General features: G+C 69.2%; 20 protein-coding genes. 4 read left to right on the top strand and 16 right to left on the bottom strand.

The genetic code is table 11. The annotated features are described in order from the left end of the window. Positions 1-153 precede the first annotated feature (153 nt). On the top strand, positions 154-546 hold the full coding sequence (locus ACFQRE_RS08845; RefSeq protein ID WP_380121227.1) for a thiol-disulfide oxidoreductase DCC family protein: 393 nt from the start codon (positions 154-156) through the stop codon (positions 544-546). Here ACFQRE_RS08845 and ACFQRE_RS08840 read toward each other — a convergent pair. The 6 genes from ACFQRE_RS08840 to ACFQRE_RS08815 are packed head-to-tail and all read right to left on the bottom strand — an operon-like array spanning position 479 to position 6095. Continuing rightward, entirely contained in the window at positions 479-1405 is a 927-nt protein-coding gene (locus ACFQRE_RS08840) for a hypothetical protein (RefSeq protein WP_380121225.1), read from the bottom strand. The genes ACFQRE_RS08845 and ACFQRE_RS08840 overlap by 68 nt on opposite strands. Then, on the bottom strand, positions 1402-1890 hold the full coding sequence (locus ACFQRE_RS08835) for a hypothetical protein (protein WP_380121223.1): 489 nt from the start codon (positions 1888-1890) through the stop codon (positions 1402-1404). The genes ACFQRE_RS08840 and ACFQRE_RS08835 overlap by 4 nt, the downstream gene beginning before the upstream one ends. Positions 1891-1935: 45 nt before the next feature. Further along, complete coding sequence (locus ACFQRE_RS08830; protein WP_380121221.1) at positions 1936-2622, bottom strand: maleylpyruvate isomerase N-terminal domain-containing protein; 687 nt, start codon at positions 2620-2622, stop codon at positions 1936-1938. After that, complete coding sequence (gene ftsY / locus ACFQRE_RS08825; RefSeq protein WP_380121219.1) at positions 2622-3848, bottom strand: signal recognition particle-docking protein FtsY; 1227 nt, start codon at positions 3846-3848, stop codon at positions 2622-2624. The genes ACFQRE_RS08830 and ftsY overlap by 1 nt, the downstream gene beginning before the upstream one ends. Positions 3849-3882: 34 nt before the next feature. Then, on the bottom strand, positions 3883-5844 hold the full coding sequence (locus tag ACFQRE_RS08820; protein WP_380121216.1) for a M13 family metallopeptidase: 1962 nt from the start codon (positions 5842-5844) through the stop codon (positions 3883-3885). Further along, the gene (locus ACFQRE_RS08815; protein WP_380121214.1) at positions 5844-6095 is read right to left on the bottom strand and encodes a hypothetical protein; all 252 of its coding nucleotides are present in this window, start codon (positions 6093-6095) and stop codon (positions 5844-5846) included. Before ACFQRE_RS08815 ends, ACFQRE_RS08820 begins: the two co-directional genes overlap by 1 nt. 151 nt (positions 6096-6246) lie before the next feature. On the opposite strand from ACFQRE_RS08815, the gene lepB reads away from it, so the two are divergent. Beyond that, a complete protein-coding gene (gene lepB / locus ACFQRE_RS08810; protein WP_380121211.1) occupies positions 6247-6897 on the top strand; it encodes a signal peptidase I in 651 nt (216 codons plus the stop codon). Positions 6898-6916: 19 nt separating this feature from the next. Here the strand turns inward: lepB and smc are convergent, their stop codons facing one another. The 4 genes from smc to ACFQRE_RS08790 form a co-directional block, all read right to left on the bottom strand. Then, a complete protein-coding gene (smc, locus tag ACFQRE_RS08805; RefSeq protein WP_380121208.1) occupies positions 6917-10483 on the bottom strand; it encodes a chromosome segregation protein SMC in 3567 nt (1188 codons plus the stop codon). Positions 10484-10621: 138 nt separating this feature from the next. Then, positions 10622-10909, bottom strand: coding sequence for a chorismate mutase (locus ACFQRE_RS08800; protein WP_380121206.1), 288 nt, complete (start codon positions 10907-10909; stop codon positions 10622-10624). 70 nt (positions 10910-10979) lie between these two features. Then, on the bottom strand, positions 10980-11621 hold the full coding sequence (locus tag ACFQRE_RS08795; protein WP_380121203.1) for a flavin reductase family protein: 642 nt from the start codon (positions 11619-11621) through the stop codon (positions 10980-10982). 59 nt (positions 11622-11680) lie between these two features. Beyond that, positions 11681-12004 (bottom strand): acylphosphatase, encoded by a 324-nt coding sequence (locus ACFQRE_RS08790; RefSeq protein WP_380121201.1) that lies wholly within the window; start codon positions 12002-12004, stop codon positions 11681-11683. Between the two features lie 73 nt (positions 12005-12077). Between ACFQRE_RS08790 and ACFQRE_RS08785 the strand changes: the two genes are divergently transcribed. Beyond that, positions 12078-14039 carry an acyltransferase family protein gene (locus ACFQRE_RS08785; protein ID WP_380121199.1) on the top strand — a complete coding sequence of 654 codons (1962 nt, stop codon included), beginning with the start codon at positions 12078-12080 and terminating at the stop codon, positions 14037-14039. Positions 14040-14516: 477 nt separating this feature from the next. Further along, complete coding sequence (locus ACFQRE_RS08780) at positions 14517-16163, top strand: HNH endonuclease signature motif containing protein (protein ID WP_380121197.1); 1647 nt, start codon at positions 14517-14519, stop codon at positions 16161-16163. Positions 16164-16178: 15 nt separating this feature from the next. Here the strand turns inward: ACFQRE_RS08780 and mutM are convergent, their stop codons facing one another. The 6 genes from mutM to ACFQRE_RS08750 form a co-directional block, all read right to left on the bottom strand. Next, positions 16179-17051 (bottom strand): bifunctional DNA-formamidopyrimidine glycosylase/DNA-(apurinic or apyrimidinic site) lyase, encoded by an 873-nt coding sequence (gene mutM, locus ACFQRE_RS08775; protein ID WP_380121195.1) that lies wholly within the window; start codon positions 17049-17051, stop codon positions 16179-16181. 35 nt (positions 17052-17086) lie between these two features. Beyond that, a complete protein-coding gene (gene rnc / locus ACFQRE_RS08770; RefSeq protein ID WP_380121193.1) occupies positions 17087-17860 on the bottom strand; it encodes a ribonuclease III in 774 nt (257 codons plus the stop codon). Between the two features lie 11 nt (positions 17861-17871). Next, entirely contained in the window at positions 17872-18066 is a 195-nt protein-coding gene (gene rpmF / locus ACFQRE_RS08765; RefSeq protein WP_009778193.1) for a 50S ribosomal protein L32, read from the bottom strand. Position 18067: 1 nt separating this feature from the next. Then, positions 18068-18649 carry a YceD family protein gene (locus tag ACFQRE_RS08760; RefSeq protein ID WP_380121190.1) on the bottom strand — a complete coding sequence of 194 codons (582 nt, stop codon included), beginning with the start codon at positions 18647-18649 and terminating at the stop codon, positions 18068-18070. Between the two features lie 204 nt (positions 18650-18853). Next, positions 18854-19357 (bottom strand): pantetheine-phosphate adenylyltransferase, encoded by a 504-nt coding sequence (gene coaD, locus ACFQRE_RS08755; protein WP_380121188.1) that lies wholly within the window; start codon positions 19355-19357, stop codon positions 18854-18856. A 33-nt stretch (positions 19358-19390) separates the two neighbouring features. Continuing rightward, positions 19391-20029 carry a hemerythrin domain-containing protein gene (locus ACFQRE_RS08750; RefSeq protein WP_380121186.1) on the bottom strand — a complete coding sequence of 213 codons (639 nt, stop codon included), beginning with the start codon at positions 20027-20029 and terminating at the stop codon, positions 19391-19393. Positions 20030-20045 lie beyond the last annotated feature (16 nt).

Below are 20045 nucleotides of genomic sequence, written 5' to 3'. Positions count from 1 at the left end.
TCACGTCGCGCCGCCTTGTGTTACAGCCATGTTGCACGTTCCCGGTTCGCGTAAGAACTGTGTTTCACGACCAAATGGGTATGCCGGCCCACCCAGAGCGTGGGACCCGCGCCCCCGTTTCGAGGGCCATCTCACCGGTGCGACACTGGAGACATGGCCACCTCGGTACTCATCTATGACGGCGACTGCGGCGTCTGCACGAAGTTGTCCCGGTTCGTCACCACGGGGGTGCGCAAGAGTTCTGGCGACTTCGCGGTGAGCGCCTACCAGGACGCCGACCTCGACGGGCTGGGCCTCTCTGCCGAGCAGTGCGACGAGGCCCTGCAATGGGTCTCGGCCAAGGGAACAATCAGCTCGGCCCAGGACGCTGTCGCTCGCGTGCTCCTCGCTGGCCGGCTGCCGTTCAAGCCGCTCGGTGCCGTCATCCTCGTCCCGGGCATCAACGCCTTCGCCGGTGTGGTCTACCGCTGGGTCGCGCTCAACCGGCACCGGCTGCCCGGTGGGACACCGGCGTGCTCGCTTCCCGCTGCCCAGCGCCCGAGCTGACTCTTCGCTCGACCCACCACCGGCCGGGTCGACTCCTCCCCCAGCGCACCCGCAGCCGATCCGCGTACTCCTCCAGCGGGAGGAACGCGAGCATCATCACGAGGTGCGGCCAGAACGCGATCGTGATCGCGGCATACGTCATGGCATGGAAGACGAACCACCCCGCGACGGCACGGCGGCGCCACCTCTCGGACAGCAGGAAGATCACCGGAGCCGTGATCTCGGCGATCATCAGGCCCCACTGGGCCGCGTGCAGGGTCCACGGGACCTCGAGCAGCCATTCGGCCCATGGGGTTCCGCGGCGGACCACGGCGCGCACCATGGTGGCCGAGTTGACCCACTCGACTCCGCCGAAGCGGAGCTTGGCCCAGGCCGAGAGGAAGTAGGTCGCGACGGCCGCCATCTGCACGGCGCGCAGGGCGAAGCCGGCGGCCTCGGACCGGCGACGGTCCGACAGGTGCGCGAGACCCACGGTCGGCAGCAGGGCCAGTGCGACGACGAAGTCCGCCCGGTCGTGGTCGACCTTGCCGTAGCTGAAGGCGACGTACTGGTACCAGATCCAGCCCACGGCGACGGTCCAGCCGAGCAGCCGTGGCGCCCGTCCGGTCATGGCCGCGAGGGCCGCCAGGACGCAGCCCCATTTGAGGCCCTGCACGAGCAGCACCGAGGCCGCGGGCAGGTGGAGCACCTTGCCCATGACCAACGGTTCGTACCAGACCGGGTCGGCGTAACCGTGGTACCAGCCGGACGTGTGGAGCAGCAGGACGTCGATGATGACGAAGGCGAAGACGAGCCAGCGCAGCACCGCGACGCGGGCCACCGGCATCGGGGCGAACAGCCACCCGGACAGGCGCCTCATGACGCCGACCATTCGGCGAGGACGTCGGTCTCGACCTCGCCCGTGGGCTTGCGATCGACCACGACGATCTTGTGCACGACGACGCGCAGTCCCAACCAGGGCGCCGAGTGCGGTCGCAGCCTGGCGTGGCTCTCGGCCAGGGTGCCGAGGCGAGCGGGGTCGGCCTTGATCTGAGGGATCCGGCCCTCGATCTCGGCCCGGTTGACCCCGACATTGGCCGGGCTGAGGGGCGCGGGGATCCACTCGGCGGGGGCGTCGGCCGTGCGGACCTCGATGCCGGTCGACCACACCGATCCGGTCGCGGCCTGCGAGGTCGAGAACATCCGCCACGGGCTGAACGGCCACCAGTGGTCGTTGCCCACGAGAGAACCGGCGCAGAAGAGAGCGACGAGCACGACCGTCAGGACGGCCCGCCACGCCTTCGCGACACGGCCCAGCCGCAACGGCTCAGCAGTCGCAAACCCCGCACTCTCCCCCACGTTCATGGGCCCGAGGTTACGCGGCCCGCGCCGACCCGGAGAAACGAACACTCAGAAGGCGGAGATGCTCCCGGTCAGTCGCTGGGGACGGCTCAGCGCCCGAACCAGGGCGACCTGCCCGTGCCGGGCCAGCGACACCTCGGCCAGCAGGCCGAGGACTGCAGCCACGACGGTGGGCTCGTGCTCGGGGGTGGGCAGGTCGACGCTCGACGCCAGGTCGTCGCCGTGGACGACGAGTTCCATCATCCGGGTGGTGAGGTAGTCCGGCGTGGCGAGGGACCAGCCCTGCCACGGGATGTGGATGACGTCGGGCTCACGCGGCTGTGCGAAGAGCGAGGGGAGGTCGGCGAGGGCGCGGCGAGCGAGGTCGAGGACGGCATCGGGCCCTGCCTGCGCCGCACCGTTGTCCTTGGCGTTCTGGTCGGGCTCGATCTCACCTTCACGCGAGGCGGCGACCCAGGGTGCCTGCGCGTAGTGGTCGAGCAAGCCGATGACGGCGGCATCTGCCGGCGCCGGTCCGCTCAGCCCCTTGCCGCAGTTCACGAGCTGCTGGAGGAGGTGATGGGTCAGTCCGCCGACGGACATGCCCTCGCAGGAGCTGTCGTCGCCCCACGCTGCCGCGACCTGGTCACGGGACGCGAGCTCCAGCGACACCGAGGCGCACGCGAGGAACGCAGCCACCGCGGCGTCGCGATCGAGGACCGGCCCCAGCCGGGCTGGATTGATGGGAGTGCTCATCAGTCGATGATGGCATCGACGAAGCCCTCGGGGTCGAAGGGCGCGAGGTCGTCGGGACCTTCGCCCAGCCCGATGAGCTTCACGGGGACGCCGAGCTTGCGCTGCACGGCGATGACGATGCCACCCTTGGCGGTGCCGTCGAGCTTGGTGAGCACGATGCCGGTGATGCCGACGACCTCGCTGAAGACCTCGGCCTGACGCAGGCCGTTCTGCCCAGTCGTGGCGTCGAGGACGAGGAGGACCTCGTCGATGGGGCTCTGCTTCTCGATGACGCGCTTGACCTTGCCGAGCTCGTCCATGAGGCCGACCTTGTTGTGGAGCCGACCGGCGGTGTCGATGATGACGACGTCGGCCTCCAGCTCCGCAGCGCCCCTGACGGCGTCGAAGGCGACGGCCGCGGGGTCGGCACCGTCACGGTCGGAGCGGATCGTGGGCACGCCCACACGCTCACCCCAGGTCTGGAGCTGGTCGGCGGCAGCGGCACGGAAGGTGTCGGCCGCTCCGAGGACGACGTCCTTGTCCTCGGCGACGAGAACGCGGGCGAGCTTGCCGACGGTGGTGGTCTTGCCGGTGCCGTTGACCCCGACGACGACAATCACGGCTGGCCGTCCGTCCACTCGGGACGACGTGATCGAGCGGTCCATGGACGGGTCGACGAGGGCGATGAGCTCCTCACGCAGCCAGCCACGCACGGTCGCTTCGTCGGCAGTGCCATGGACCTTGACCTTGGTGCGCAGGGCGTCGACGAGCTCGGTGGTTGCCTCGACGCCGAGGTCGGCCGTGAGGAGGGTGTCCTCGACGTCCTCCCAGGCCTGCTCGTCGAGGTCGCCGCGCGAGAGCAGGGCGAGCAGGCCCTTGCCCAGGGCGGTGTTGGAACGGGCGAGGCGGGCGCGCAGGCGCTGGAGCCGGGTCTGCGGGGACTCCGGCCGCTCGAGATCGGTGGTGGTGGTCGTCGGGAGGGTCTCGTCGACTGCCGTGTCGTCGACTGCCGTGTCGTCGCCCGGCGCCGGAAGGGTGTCGACGGACGACCCACCAGCCGGCAGATCGTCACCACCGTCGGAGCCCGTCCCGGATGGCGTCGTCGGCGCATCGGCTGGCCGCTCACGCGGCAGCTCCTTGGTGGCTCCACCTCGCCCTCGAAGGAGGGTCGCAGCAAGCCCGCCGAGGACGACGAGCAGGCCGAAGCCGACGGCAATGAATTCCCAGAGGGTGTCGATGGCGCTCACCGCGCCATCCTCGCATCACACCAGGACAGCGCCGTCAGAAGATCCGAACGCGGTCCTTCTCGGGCACCCACATGGCGTCACCCTCGGTGACGTCGAACGCCTCGTGGAACTCACTGAGGTTGCGTACGGCGTTGGCGCGCAGGTCCATCGGCGCGTGCGGGTCGATGGCGAGCAGGCGCACGGCCTCGGCCTCGCGGGCCAGACCGCACCACACACGGGCCCAGCCGACGAAGAATCGCTGGTCACCCGTGAGCTCGTCGAGGACGGGCGCTTCGGCGCCCTCCGTGGAGATCCGGTATGCCGCGTGCCCGATCGTGAGCCCGCCGAGGTCACCGATGTTCTCGCCGACCGTGAGCGCGCCGTTGACCTTGTGGCCGGGTGCGTCGCGCGACTCCAGGTCGTTGAACTGGGCGATGAGCTGCTGGGCGCGACCGTCGAAGTTCTCGCGGTCGGCCTCGGTCCACCAGTTGCGCAGGTTGCCCAGGCCATCGAACTGCGAGCCCTGGTCGTCGAAGCCGTGCCCGAGCTCGTGCCCGATGACGGCACCGATACCGCCGTAGTTGACGGCGTCCTCGGCATCGACGTCGAAGAACGGCGGCTGCAGGATGGCGGCCGGGAAGACGATCTCGTTGAGGCCGGGGTTGTAGTAGGCGTTGACCGTCTGCGGCGTCATGAACCACTCGTCGCGGTCGACGGGGCGGCCGAGCTTCGCGAGGTTGCGGTCGACCTCGAAGGCCGAGGCCCGCGCGACGTTGCCGATGAGGTCCTCGGCGTCGACGGCGAGCGCGGAGTAGTCGCGCCACTGGTCGGGGTAGCCGATCTTGGGAGTGAAGGCCTCGAGCTTGGCCAGGGCCTCGCGCCGGGTGTCGGTGCCCATCCACTCGAGGGTGTCGAAGTTGCGTCGGAACGCCTCGACGAGGTTGGCGACGAGCTCGACCATGCGGTCCTTGGCCCGCGGCGGGAAGTGCTGGTCGACATAGAGCTGACCGACGGCCTCGCCGAGGGCTTCCTCGACCAGTCCCACTCCGCGCTTCCACCGCTCCCGGATCTCCGGGACGCCCGAGAGCGTGCGGCCGAAGAAGTCGAAGTTCTCGGCGACGATCGCGTCTGCGAGATAGGGCGCGAGCGCGTGGACGACGCGCCAGCGCAGCCAGTCCTGCCAGTCCGCGAGGTCAACCTCGGCCAGGGCCGCGCTGATCGCCTGCAGGAAGTCGGGTTGGCGGGCGATGACCTGGTCGAACGCTCCCTCGGGCGCCTGCGCGCCCTCGAGGAAGGCGTCCCAGTCGACGCCGGGCGTCAGCTCGTCGAGCCCGGCCCGGTCGACGAGCGTGTAGGTCTTGACCGCGTCACGGTTGGCGACGGTGTCCCAGTGCGAAGCCGCGAGACGGGTCTCGAGAGCCATGACACGGTCGGCGGCAGCGGTCGCCGAGTCACCGGCATACACGCCGGAAAGAGTCAGCATGCGTGCGACGTGCGGCGGATACGCGGACCGGATCACCTCGTGCCGCGGCTCGCGGTAGTAGGCCTCGTCGGGCAGACCGATGCCGGCCTGCTCGAGGTAGACGACGTAGCGAGTCGAGTCGCGGTCGTCGGTGTTGACGATGGGGTGGACGAGTCCGTCGACCCCGGCCCGCAGGAAGCGGCCGAGGAGGGCGAGGACGTCACGCGTGCTCGTGACCTTGTCGATGGCGGTCAGGAAGGGCGCGAGGGGCTCGACGCCGAGCTGCTCGATGCGCGCCTGGTCCATGAAGGAGCTGTAGAGATCGCCAACCTTGCGTGCGACCGTGCCGGCCTCCGGCTCGCCCTCGGCGACGGCGGTGATGATGTCGCGGACCTGCTGCTCAGCGCTCTCGCGCAGCATGTCGAAGGAGCCGTAGCGACCGCGATCAGCGGGGATCTCGGTGCGAGCGACCCAGCCGCCGTTGACGTGCCCGAAGAGGTCGTCCTGGGGACGGATTTCGGGGTCGCTGGCGGAGTGGTCGATCCCGGAGCGCATCAGGAGCGGGCGGGGTCGACGGGAGCGGTCGGCGACATGTCTGTGTCGGTCGCCGCCTCGTCGTCATCGGGGTCGCCGCGCTCCAGGCGCTGGCGGGCCGACTGCTGACGCTCCTTGAGCGCGGTCACGACCTCTTCACCCTTGGGCGTGAGGAGGTCACGACCATCGCGCCGAGCAGGCACCGCGACGAGCGCGACCACAGCCAGGGCGAGTCCGACGCAGACGAGCATGCCGATGATGAGCGCAACCATGTGCCAAGGGTCTCCCAGCAGGGCCCCAACCTGCAAAACGACACCCCGCAGTGAGTTGACGCGCCTACACGGCAAGGCGCCGCGTAGGCTCTGCCGCGTGACGGCGACGACTTCGGCAGGGGCCCCTCGACGGACCCGCCGAAGGCTACCGGTGGGGTTCGAGATCCTGATTGCCGTCCTCGCGGTCGCGCTCATCCAGACGTTCGTCGCCAAACCGTTCGGCGTGCCGTCGCAGTCGATGGAGCAGACCCTGCGCATCGGTGACCGCATCATCGTCAATCGCACGAACTCCACCGTGGATCGCGGCGACATCGTCGTCTTCTCACACGGCGCGACGTGGCAGGACGCGGAGCTCCCCGAGTCCCCCAATCCGTTCGTCAAGGCGGCCCGCAAGGTCGGTGACCTCACCGGGATCGGCCCGTCGAACACGGCATACACGGTCAAGAGGGTCATCGGCCTCCCCGACGACCAGGTGATGTGCTGCGACGAGGACGGGCGGGTCGTCGTCAACGGCGAGCCGCTCGTGGAGCCCTACGTCTATCAGGACCACACGTTCCGCGCCACGGAGCTCACGTGCGACACGACGCCCCGGTCCTCACGGTGCTTCCCGGAGATCCGGGTCCCCACCGATCGGCTCCTCGTGCTCGGCGATCACCGTTCGCAGTCGGCCGACTCGGTCGTCAACTGCCGAGGCGGCACCGTGGCGCAGGGGTGTGCGCGCTTCGTGCCGCTCAACCGCGTCGTGGGGCCCGTCGTGTTCCGGATCTGGCCGCTCGAGACCTTCGGTCGCGTCAACAACTGATTCTTTCCCGACTGGGGTTTCAGGCAGAGGCGGCGACGTCGCGGATGCGCTGCGACACGACCGTGGTGATGCCGTCGCCGCGCATGCTCACGCCGTAGAGCGCGTCGGCGATCTCCATCGTCTTCTTCTGGTGGGTGATGACGATGAGCTGGCTGCTGTCCCGCAGCTCTTCGAAGAGCGTGATGAGCCGGCCGAGGTTGGTGTCGTCGAGGGCCGCCTCCACCTCATCCATGATGTAGAACGGGCTGGGCCGCGCCTTGAAGATCGACACGAGGATGGCCACGGCCACGAGGGAGCGCTCGCCACCGGAGAGCAGTGAGAGGCGCTTGACCTTCTTGCCGGGCGGGCGGGCCTCGACCTCGATGCCCGTGGTGAGCATGTTGCTCGGGTCGGTGAGGATGAGCTGACCGGCACCGCCGGGGAACAGCCGCTGGAAGACCTGCTCGAACTGCGCGGCCGTGTCGTGGAAGGCCTCGGTGAAGACCTGCTCGACGCGCTCGTCGACGGACTTGACGATGTCGAGGAGGTCGCGCTTGGAGTTCTTGAGGTCCTCGAGCTGCTCGGTCAGGAACTTGTGGCGCTCCTCGAGCGCCGCGAACTCCTCGAGCGCGAGCGGGTTGACCCGACCCAGGGCAGACAGTCCCCGCTCGGCCCGGCGCAGGCGCTTCTCCTGCTCGTCACGCACGAACGCCGACGGCATGGGCAGGTCGCCCTCATGGTCGGGGCCGGCGATGAACGGGATGAGCTGGTGCGGCCCGAAGTCCTCCATGAGGACGTCGGGGTCGACGCCGAGCTCCTCCACGGCCTTGGCCTGCAGCTGCTCGATGCGGGCCAGCTGTCGGGCCCGGGCCACCTCGTCGCGGTGGGCCGAGTCGGTGAGCTCTCGCAGCTCGTCCTGGTGGGTGCCCATCTCGGCGCGCAGCGCGTGGACCGCCGTGTCGCGTTCGGTGCGCTGCCGTTCGGCGTCCTCGCGCAGTCGCGCGGCGCGTTCCAGCGCGCTCGCCATGCGATCGGTGGCGTATGCCGCCGCGCGGCTCACTGCGTCGGCGATCGTCACCTCCCGACGGCGTCGTTCCTGGCGCTGGCGCAGCTTCTCGCGGGCCTGGATCTCGTTGCGAGCGGCGCCTTCGAGCGAGTCGGCCCGACCCTTGAGGGAGCGGGCGCGCTCCTCACGGGTGCGCAGGGTGAGGCGCAGCTCGGTCTCGGCGGTGCGGGCCCGGCTGGCGGCCAGCTCGAGGTCGTCGCGCTCGTCGGTCGAGGGCTCTTCGGACTCGGTCGGCTCGGCGCTCGCCTCGTCCAATCGGCCCGTCAGGGCAGTGAATTCGAGCCGATCGTTCTCGAGCGCGGCCTCGGCGTCGGCGACGGTCCGCTCGGTGCGCTCGACCTCGGCGCGGCTCGTGCGGATCGTGGACTGCAGCCCACCGAGCTGTTCGGCGACCGCGGCCATGCGGGCGTCGCTGTCGTGGAGCGCTTCGAGGGCGGCTTCGACCCGCTCGGTGACTGCTGCGGCCTTCTCACGCTCGGTGGCGAGACCGAACCGGGTCTGCTCGCTCTTGGTCGTGGCGGCGGCAACGGCTGCCTGTGCCTCCTCGAGGGCCGACTGGATCTCGAGGAGGGATTCGCCTGCGCTGGATCCACCGCGGACCCAACCCGGTGCGAAGACGTCGCCGTCGTCGGTGACGGCAGTGATCCCGTCGCCGCGCGCAACGAGGGCGAGGGCGTGCTCGACGGTGGAGACGAGAGCGACGCGGTCGAGGAGCTGTTCGACGGCCGGCAGCACATCGGCCGGAGCGGAGACCACATCACGAGCCCACACGCCGGAGCCGTCGAGATCGGGCCAGGTGCTGGGGTTCGACGACTTCGCGGTGTCGCCGACGAGAAGCGTGGCCTGACCCTGGTCCTCCTGGCGGAGGCGGTCGACGGCGCTGGCCGCCTGCTTGGCAGAACCGACCGCGAGGGCTTCGGAGGCCCAGCCGAGGGCCGCAGCAACCGCGCCCTCGTGGCCGCCGGTGACCTGGAGCAGGGAGGCGACGGTGCCGACGATGCCGTGGTCGGCGTCCGAGGCGGCGAGCAGGGCTGCGGCGCCGTCCTTGCGGCGCAGGCTGAGGCCAAGAGCCTCGACGCGCGCGGCGGCGGACGAACGATCACGCTCGGCCTCGCGCTCGGAGTTCTCGAGGGCGACGATGCGTCCCTCGATCTCGGCGAGTTCCTCGGCGGCGGTCTCGTAGGCACTGTCGAGGCCCTCTTCACCCTCTTCGTCGTTGGCGACGGTGCCTTCGAGGCGCGCGAACGACTGCTCGGCCTCGGTGGCTCGGGCCTGCGAGGCCTCGATCACTCCACGCAGGCGACCGATCTCGGCCTCTCCCGCCTCGATGCGGCTGCGGCGTGCGCCCACCTGTCCGGCGAGCTTGGCCAGGCCCTCGCGCCGGTCGGCCGCGGCGCGGGCGAGACGGGACAAGCGATCCTGCTCCGCGGCATACGCCTTCTCTGCATCTTCACGGGCGGTGACGGACGCGGCGAGCTGCTCGGCGGCCGTCGCGACCTCGGCAAGAAGTTTCTGCTCGGCCTCGCGGGCCTGCGCCGCCTGGGCTCGCAGCTCCTCGGGGTCGCGGCCGGTCGTCGTCTCGTCGACGTCGTCCTGGCTGAGGAGCCGGACGCGCTCGCGTGCGACGGACGCCGTGGACTCGAGGCGGTCACGCAACGACTGGAGCTTGACGAAACGGTCCTGTGAGCGCCCGAGCTCGGGGGCGGCATCGGAGGCCTGACGCTCGATCTCGGTGATCCGCGAGCGGTAGGACTCGAGGGCGTTCTCGACGGTGGTGCGGCGCTCGATGAGGGCGGTCTCGTCGGCGACCTCCTGCTCGAGGGTCGACGTGAGCTGGACGAGGTCGTCGGCGAGCAGTCGCTGGCGTGCGTCACGGGCTTCGGCCTGGATGACGGCGGCCTTGCGGGCGGCCTCGGCCTGGCGTCCGAGCGGGCCGAGCTGGCGGCGGATCTCACCGGTGAGGTCGTGGACGCGCGTGAGGTTTGCCTCCATCGCATCGAGCTTGCGGAGGGCGCGTTCCTTGCGCTTGCGGTGCTTGAGGACACCGGCCGCCTCCTCGATGAAGCCGCGGCGCTCCTCGGGGGTCGCGCGCAGGACGGCGTCGAGCTGCCCCTGGCCGACGATGACGTGCATCTCGCGGCCAATTCCGCTGTCGGACAACAGTTCCTGAATATCGAGCAACCGGCTGGGGGTGCCATTGATGGCGTATTCGGAGCCACCATTGCGGAACATCGTCCGGGTGATGGTCACCTCGGCGTAGTCGATCGGGAGCGCGCCGTCGGTGTTGTCGATCGTCAGGCTGACCTCGGCGCGACCCAGGGGCGGGCGCCCGGCGGTGCCGGCGAAGATGACGTCCTCCATCTTGCCGCCGCGCAACGTCTTGGCACCCTGCTCACCCATGACCCAGGCGAGGGCGTCGACGACGTTGGACTTCCCGGAGCCGTTGGGGCCGACGATGCAGGTGATGCCGGGCTCGAGGCGCATGGTCGTGGCCGAGGCGAAGGACTTGAACCCCTTGAGGGTCAGGCTCTTGACGTACACGCGATGACTCTCGGTTCCTCGGGGGCTGCTGGTTGACCGCTCACTGTACCGGCGGGTCGCAGCGCCACCGTGGAACCAGCAGCACCTCTGTGTTGCCTGCGTCGCCTGTGACGCGTGTGACGCAAGTGACTTCTGGGGTCAGCCCTTGGCGATCGACTCGTGGTGGTGGATGACCTCGGCGATGACGAAGTTGATGAACTTCTCGGCGAACTCTGGGTCGAGGCCACTCTCGTCCGCCAAGCCGCGCAACCGCAAGATCTGACGCTCCTCGCGCGCGGGATCCGCGGGCGGCATACCCTCGTCCGCCTTGAGCTCGCCAACCTGCTGGGTGCACTTGAAGCGCTCTGCGAGCAGGTGCACGAGAGCCGCGTCGATGTTGTCGATGCTCGAACGCAGGCGGGCCAGCTCCGGAGGGACGTCACTCATCCGTCCATCGTAGAAACGATCCCCTCGCGTGGTCCGTGCGTCCCACGACCCGGTATGCCGTCCACTCCACTCAGCGGTACATCTCCTCGTCGATCGAGGCGAGTCTCGACGGGTGCACCTCGTCGCCGAGACCGAAGAACCTCTGGAAGCTCATGATGAGCGGGCGCCAACGCTCCGGGTCGATCCGGTTGTCATGCCCTTCGAGTCGCAGGCCCGGATGGATGAACGTCCGCCCCACCTCGACCTGTACAAGATGGAAATCCGTCGTGTGGATCGCCAGAAGCGTGCTCTCGAGGACGACCGGGCACTCCATCACGCCCGGAGGTGCCACCGTCTCGCTCGGACGGGGCGCGAGACCGGCGTGGGCGAACTTGTCCTTGACATGGACGTAGCCGCGCCCCGCTTTGGCCTGGTTGACGACCGGCGCCCCGGTGGTGAGTGCCAGTCGGTCGACCGCGCCCACGAGGGAAGCGCTAGGGAGGTTGAGGACGCATTCCCGTTCGCGGCGAAGGTTGGCGACCGTGTGAGAGGCCAGCCCGAAGCCCAACACCGCCGTTCGCCCCAGCCAGAACACTGAGGAGACCGGAGCGAGGTTGGAGGTCCCATCGCTGTTCGTCGTACTGACGAGAACGACGGGAGTCCCGAAATACAGGATTGCGGGATCGATGCCTTCATGAAGGACAGGGGTGGTGGGCAGCTGAGTGACAGTCACATCCTGAACAACGTCCCGGCCGGCAACCCTGTGAGTGTGGTCGCGGACGAACCTCAGGATCAGCGCTCCAGGAAGCCAGTGGCGTCGGGTCGCGGTGCGCTCTCGAGGGGAGTCGAGACCGAGAGGACCTGGCCAGGGCGGTGCTTCGTCGAGGGCTGCTCGGCGAGGACGTCGAGGAAGCGCGCGATCGCACCGCGCGGCCCCTGCGCCACGACCTCGACCCGACCGTCAGAGGTGTTGCGGGCGTGCCCGACCAGGCCCAGCTCCAGCGCCCGGGCCCGAGTCCACCACCGGAAGCCCACGCCCTGCACCCTCCCCCGCACGTTGACGGTCACGCGGACGGACTGCAGCCCGTCGCCGCCGGGGTCCTGGCTGGTTTCCATGGCGCGATGCTAGGTCCGCCACTCCCCAGCGCGCCTCCCTGACCCTGTCAGTGCCCCTCCTTAGCCTGAGGACATGAGCGTGGAGAGCTCGCACGCGGGACCCGGGGCGACGAGCACGTCGACTTCGTCCCGCAGCGCACCGATGCGCCCGGCAGGCCGCCTGCCCGGGCTCGATGGGCTGCGCGCCATGGCGATCCTCGCCGTCCTCGCGTTCCACCTCGACCCGCGCTGGCTGCCCGGTGGGTTCCTCGGCGTCGACGTCTTCTTCGTCATCTCCGGATTCCTCATCACCACGCTCCTCGTGCGCGAGCACGAACGCGACGGGCGGGTCGACCTCCGCGGCTTCTGGACGCGTCGCGCCCGGCGCCTCCTGCCCGCTCTGCTGGTCCTCGTCCCGAGCACGATCCTCCTGGCCCGGCTCGTCGAGACCGACCTCCTCGTGGGCATCCGACGCCAGGCCGTGGGCGCCCTCACCTTCACGAGCAACTGGCTCGAGATCGCCGCCGGCTCCGACTACTTCCACAGCACCGCACCGCAGCTGCTCATGAACCTCTGGTCCCTCGCGGTCGAGGAGCAGTTCTACCTCGTGTGGCCCGTGGTCGCCCTCGTGTTGCTCCGGCTCGCGCCGTCCTCACGGGTTCGCGCAGGCGTCGCCGTCGCACTCGCCCTGGGTTCGGCCGTCCTGATGGCGAGCAGCTACGACCCGGCGATGGGCGCGACCCGGGTCTATTACGGCACCGACACCCACCTGACGGGCCTCATGCTCGGCGCTGCCCTCGCCTTCGCCTGGGCGGCACCTCACCGCGCCTGGACCTCGACCTCCACGTGGCAACGCATTCGCGTCCCCGCCGTGGCCGTCGCCGGTCTGGTGCTCGTCGCGCTCGTGGCCCTGCTCGACGAGTCGACCCCCCTGACCTTCCGCGGCGGCATCCTCGCGGCGTCGCTCGCGACCACCGTCCTTGTCCTGGGCGTCGTGGAGCGTCCCACCCCTCTGCGTTCAGTCCTCGACCTGCCCGTCCTGCGGTGGATCGGCGAGCGGTCCTACGGTCTCTACCTCTGGCACTGGCCGGTGATCCTCATCGTCGAGGCCGACCTCCCGTGGGCCTCCCGCGGCGCCGATGACTACCTCTGGTCGCGGCTCTGGTGCATCGTCGTCACCGCGGCGATCGCCGACCTGTCCTACCGCCTCATCGAGACGCCGGTGCGTCAGCGCGGCTTCCGTGGTGCTGCCGCTCACCTCCTCCACTCGATCCGCTACGCCGGCACCCGCACCGCCCGGGCGGTGTGGGCCGGGGTGGCCGTCCTCGCCATCGTGCTGACCGTGGTCCTGGTGACGGCTCCCACGCGGACCCGAGTGGAGCAGCTCCTCGACGCAAACGCCGCTGCCGCAACGGTTTCCGCACCCCTCCCCACCTCGAAGCCCACCCCGTCGACCTCTCCTGCGTCAGGGTCCTCGGCTCCCGCCCCGGCCTCATCGGCCAAGCCCGCCGCACCCATCGCGCAGTCGTGGGCGATGCCGACCGGCAACGAGATCGACGGATACGGCGACTCGATGATGGTGGGCAGCGTCCACGCCCTGCGCTACTACTTCCCCGGCATTCGCATTGACGCCCGCTCCAACCGTCAGTGGGCCGAGGGCCTCAAGCTCGCCAGTGCCCGCGGCACCGCGAACCGTCGCGCCGTCGTCCTAGCACTCGGGACCAACGCCGGCACCGACCTCGACCGGGCTCGCCAAACCCTCGACGCGCTCGGCCCCGACCGCATGGTCGTCCTCGTCACCCTTCACGGTCGCATCAACCGCATCGCCTCCGACAACAACGCTCTCAAGGAGCTCGTCGCGGGCCGTGACAACGTCGCGCTGGCCGACTGGGACTCCGCCCTCAAGGGCACGACCGGTCAGCTCCAGTCCGACGGGATGCACCCCTCCCGCGTGGGCGCACACCTCTACGCCAAGACGATCCGTCAGGCGTTCGCGGACCTGAGCACACGGCATACCGGCAAGCCCGTCACTCTCAAGGAACTCCCGATCCCGTGACGGCGCCACGCCCGCCGAGCACGGAGATCGCCTGACCCAGCCGGGCCCGGCCGACGCCGACGCCGACGCCGACGCCTCCGACCGCTGGCAAGCAGCGCGAATGGTTCGCGCTCGGGCTCGCGCCACGCAAAGCCGCGCTGACGCTCTGCGGCCTGACCTACTACGGCTCCAACACCGACCTGCTCTGGAAGCACGACCGGCAAGGGCTGCCTCTACGTCAAGGAGCTCAGCGACGTCGACGCCACCGTACTGCGAGAACTGATCGCGAAGGCCTGGGCCGCCGACAACCACAAGCCAGCCTGACCTGCTCAACGGGAGGGTGGCCCGAGGACTGTCAGAGGCCGGTTGTAGCGTGGTTGACGAGGACCCGACTTGTCATGCCACTTTGGTGAATTGGGTTGTGCCAGTTCGCAATTCAGCCCAGAGCGTAGCCCGAAATGCTTGACTCTAGAACTCACGTTCGAGTATTCTGGGGTCATGGAAAGCACCGCCGCGACCGCCGCCCTTGAGGGCCGGTATGCCGCGTTGCGTGCTTGCGCTGACCAGTTGAGTTCCGAGGAACTCCTGGACGTCATCGAGCTTGCGCAGCGCGAGAAGGACGCGGCGTCGGCCCGGCAGGCGGTCGCGTTGGCGCACCTGTCCGCGCGCGATGCGCACCGGCAGGAGGACGGCATGCCTGCCGAGGTGCACCACGGGTTGGGCTACCAACGCCTGGACGGGCCCGAGCTGGCGGCACCCAGGTTGGGGTGTTCGGTGTTCGTGGCGACGAACCGGATCCTGGACGCGATCCGGCAGATGACCCGCACCCCGGCCGTGGTCGATGCCATGGCCAGTGGTGACCTGGATGAGTACCGTGCGCGAGTCGTGACCGAGGAGACGGAGTTCCTCTCGGCGCAGTCCGCCGCGGAGGTGGTGGACCGGGTCAAGGACGTGTGGGGGCAGCTGACCGTCGGACCGTTGCGTCAACTCCTGGCCCGCACCGCAGCGCTGGTGGACCCGGACGCGGTCACCGCGCACGTCGAGGACGAGCGCGCCCGGCGCGGATTGACGCGTCGCACCGGCGTCAACGGCACCGATCACTGGCGCGGTGACTTCCGTGTCGAAGACGCGCGGGGAGCGTGGGCCGCTGTCACCGAACGCGCCCGCCAACTCGTGCGGGAGAAGAAGGCCGACAGCCTGGAGTTGGCTCGGGCTGACGCGATGATGGAACTGATCCTCGAACACAGTGATGTCACAGTCGTCGTCCACACCACCCGCGCCGCCCACGACACACCAGCCGCCGACGACACCACCACTGCCACTGCCGCTGACGCTGCGGCGACCTGTGCGACGGAGGATCTCGTCGAGGTCGGTGGGTTGGGCCTGGGTGGCACGACGTTCGTGCGGCGCGAATGGCTCGACGCTGCTGGTACCTCCGACCGTGACCTGACCTGCGACCGCGACACTGGTGCCCTCCTGCACGGTGACGTACCCGCCGCCTTGGCTCGTGGTCAGGCTCGCGCCCGACGTGCTCACCGCAAAGCCGAACGCTCCGGTCAGGACCTCGTCGACTTCAGCCAGTCCTACCGGGTCCCGGACGGTATGGCCAGACTCATCCGGTTGCGCGACGGATCCTGTCGCTTCCCCGGGTGCCCTGTGCCCGCACGCCAGTGCGACCTGGATCATGTTCGCCCCTGGCCCTCGGGTCCCACGTCCCCGACCAACCTCATGGCGTTGTGTCGGCGCCACCACCGGATCAAGCAACGCGACGGCTGGACCATCAAGCTCCACCCCAACGGCACCGTCACCTGGTGTGACCCCACCGGGCTGCAACGCACCACGTGGCCCGTGGACCACCTGCACCTCATCACCGCCGGAGCCACCCACCGCGACCCCACCACGGCTGGCCGCATCGCAAACGACCCCACCGACATCCCCACCACCTTCGAAGAAGAACTCATCGAACTCCTCGGCGGACCCGACAACGCCCAACCCCGCGCCTACCCGATCGCGTTCGACATCAACGGCAACACCATCGGCGGCCCACCACCACGCATCGACCTCGACTTCAACCCCAGCTGGAACCGCTACCGCGTCGACTTCCCACCCCGGCCACCCCGACCACCCCAACCCATCCCCTTCTGACAGCGTTGAGGGTCGTCAGGCGCTGCGACGCGTCCGGGGTCGAGGTTGGCAGGTCGGGCACGAGAAGGACGATCGGTTCATGAAGTGTTCGCGCCGGATGGGGGTGCCGCAGCGAGCACAGGGCTCACCCTCCTGGCCGTAGGCATGCAGCGAACGGTCGAAGTAGCCCGAGGCCCCGTTGACGTTGACATAGAGCGCGTCGAAACTCGTGCCGCCCTGGATGAGCGCGGCCGCCATGACCTCGCGGGCGTGGTCGAGGACCCGTGCGATCACCGGCTTGGTGAGGCTGCTGGAGGGCCGCTCACCGTGGACCTGCGCGCGCCACAGAGCCTCGTCGGCATAGATGTTGCCGATGCCCGAGACCACTCCCTGATGCAGGATCATCCGCTTGATCGCGCTGTCGCTGGCCTTGATCCGGCGAACCACTGCCGCCTGGTCGTAGACCGGCTCGAAGGGGTCGGGCGCGATGTGCCGGATCTGGTGCGGCACGCCATCGTCAGCGAGGTCATCGAGGGCGAAGCCGCCAAAGGTCCGCTGGTCGACAAACCGCAACTCGGGATCGCCGTCAGCGAAGGTGAACCGCGCATGCAGGTGCTTCTCGTCCGGGGCGTCGGCAGCCTCGACGAGCAGCTGACCACTCATCCCGAGGTGCGCGATGAGACCGTGGACCGGCTCCCGATCATGGCTGAGAACGAGCCAGAGGTACTTGCCGCGTCGGCGGGCCTGCGAGACCTTGAGCCCGACGATCCGCTCCGCGAGGTCGACGGGTCCCGGGACATGGCGCCGGGCCACTCTCACACCGGTGAATGAGGCAGCAACGATGCGGCGCCCGACGACGTGGTCGGCGAGCCCGCGACGGACGACTTCGACCTCGGGAAGCTCTGGCACGCGTCAGTCGCTCAATCGCTCAGTTGTTGAGGGGCTCAGGACAGGTCGGGCAGGGGCGCAGTCGACAGCCCATCGCCGTGCCGGTCACGCAGGGTCTGCCATGCCTGGGCGGCGGCCTGCTGCTCGGCATCCTTCTTGGTGCGGCCGACGCCGGAGCCGTGCTCCACGCCGCCGACGAGGACACGGGCACTGAACATCTTGGCGTGCTCGGGGCCGTCCTCCTCAAGGACGTACTCGACCGGGCCGGCGGCGTGCAGGGCGCAGATCTCCTGCAGGCTCGTCTTCCAGTCGAGCCCCGCACCCAAGGTGGCTGAGCTCGCCATCAGTGGGTCCAGGAGGTGGTGCACGAGGGCGCCCGCAGCCACGAGTCCAGCACTGCAGTAGGTCGCACCGATCACGGCCTCAACCGTGTCGGCCAGGATCGAGTCCTTGTCGCGCCCACCGGTGGACTCCTCACCGCGGCCGAGGTGGAGGTAGTCCCCCAGCCCGAGTGTGCGCCCGACGGCCGCGAGGGCACGCATGTTGACCACGGCGGCCCGCAGCTTGGCGAGCTGCCCCTCCGTGAGGTCGGGGTGGGTCACGTAGAGCGAGTCGGTGACGACGAGCCCGAGCACCGAGTCGCCAAGGAACTCCAGGCGCTCGTTGTGGGGAATCCCGCCGGCCTCGTACGCGTACGAGCGGTGCGTCAGGGCACGCCCGAGCAGCGCCACGTCGATGTCTTCACCGGTCACCTCTTTGAGGTGCTGGTGAAGCTCAACGACAGGGCGCTGTGGCGTCTTGGCCACCGGGCCGTGCGAGCCCCTCCCCATGAGGAGTGGGGTCAGCTCTGGTGCTCGGTGCGCTCGGCCACGCCGTAGTGGCGGCCGTTGTAGGTCCCGCACGACGGGCACGCAACGTGCGGCTGCGTCGGGGCCTTGCACTGGGGGCACGAGGTCAGGGTGACCGGCGTGGCCTTCCAGTTGGCACGGCGGTGGCGCGTGTTGGAACGCGAAGTCTTCCGCTTCGGAACAGCCACGTCAGGTCCTATCTGAAGTCTGTGTCGTGGACGACTCGGACGCAAGGTCCGTGAGAGCCGCCCACCTGGGGTCGATCACGTCATGTGCGTGGTCCGGATCCTCCGCAAGGTGCATTCCACATTCGGAACACAACCCCGGGCAATCCGGGCGACACACGGGCTGGAACGGCAGTGCAGGCACCACCGAGTCCCGGAGCACCGCTTCGAGGTCGATCAGACCGTCCTCGACGAGGTACTCCTCGGCTGCTTCTTCGTCGCCCACCTCTTGGTGGTGAGCGTTGCGATCGGCGTAGGCGAACAATTCCTGGAAGTTCCCAGCCACATTGTGGCTGATGGGATCCAGGCACCGCACGCAGGCGCCGGTCGCCGTGCCTCGCACCGAACCAGTGACCAGCACGCCTTCGACAACGGACTCGAGCCGCACGTTGACCGCCAAGGGTTCCCCCTCAGCAACGCGCAGAACCTCCGTGCCGAACTCAACTGGTGCCCCGACCTCGCGAGAGAGCTCCGCCATCGAGCCGGGTCGCCGGCCGACCTCCTTGGTGTCGAGCACCAGAGGAGACCGAGGATCGAGACGAGTCATTGCCTTATGCCTTGGTCGAGTGGTTCGGTCCGTCGTCACGGCTGACGCAGACCGAAGATCAAAGGTACCGGAGGTGGTGCCACCTCCCCAAATGCGCCCATTCTGAACCCGGCGTATGCCGCGTGCGAACCTTCCGTCTTCGTGCCCCGCACAGACACGCCTCGCTGCGCTCGCCCGTGTCCGTGCGGGGCACGAAGACGGGTTTCAGTTCCGTACCAGACGCTCTGTCAGGGCTGCGAGGACCTCGTCCGGGACGAGCCCAGCGACGTCGCCACCGAATTTCGCGACCTCCTTGACCAGCGAGCTCGACACGTGCTCGAACTCCGGGGCGCCGGGCAGGAACACGGTCTCGACACCGGTGAGGTGGCGGTTCATGAGGGCCATGGGCAGCTCGTAGGCGAAGTCGGTGCCACCACGCAGGCCCTTGACGACGACATCGGCACCCACGTCACGGCATACGTCGACAAGGAGTCGACCCGCGAACGCCTCGACCCGCACGCGGGCGGCGACCGCATCGGGAAGGGAGCGCTCGATGAAACCGATGCGCTCGTCCACCGTGAAGGTGCCGCTCTTGGCCGGGTTGTGCAGCACCGCGACGACGACCTCGTCATAGAGGGCGGCGGCGCGCACGAGCACGTCCACGTGGCCGAGGGTGATCGGGTCGTAGGACCCGGGACAGACTGCTCGCCTGATCTGCTCGTCGCTCACTCGCGCCACCCTACGTTCTGTCGGAGGCCGACCTCAGTCGTCGCTCTTCTCCTTCTCCTTGGAGGCCTCCTCGACCTTCTTGGCCTCTTCCTTGGCCTTCTCCTTGATCTCGTCGGCCTCGTCGCGGGCTGCGGGGGCGGCGAGGACGCCTTCGTCCTCGGCCCGGTGAAGCAGCGCCTTGACCTGGTCGAGGCTCGCGCACCCCTGCTCGAGGAGCTCGTTGCGTCGGGTGGCCCACGCAACGCCGAGCTCCTCGCGGGTCGCGAGGGCCACGTCGTCGCGGGCGGGGTTGAGGATCGTCTGCTCCTCCTCGTTGGTGTGGTGGTTGACCGCCGTGGCCAGCTCCTCGAGGGCAGCGTCGTACTTCTCGGTGTCGGTGCCCTTGGCCTCGAGGAAGCCGACGATCGCCTCGGTGATCTCGGCGTGCTCCTCCTCGCCGTGCTCCTCCTCGTGCACTCCGATCGCGCGCTTCTTGCGCAGCGTCGGGTAGACCTTCTCCTCCTCGGCCTCCGCGTGGGCGACGAGCAGCTCGGTCAGTGCCTTGCGCGCTGCCTCGCGGTCGACGTCGTTGCGTCGGGCCTGACGAAGCAGGTCTTCGAAGAGGCGGTGGTCGTCGAGGATGAGCTCGAGGACATCACCACTGGTCGGACGGGGAATCTCGTAGTCGCTCATGACCCCATCCTTGCAG

It is taken from the genome of Knoellia pratensis, assembly GCF_042666395.1.
GTDB classification, from domain to species: Bacteria; Actinomycetota; Actinomycetes; order Actinomycetales; family Dermatophilaceae; genus Knoellia; species Knoellia pratensis.
This window is presented reverse-complemented; position numbering and strand designations above follow the sequence as displayed.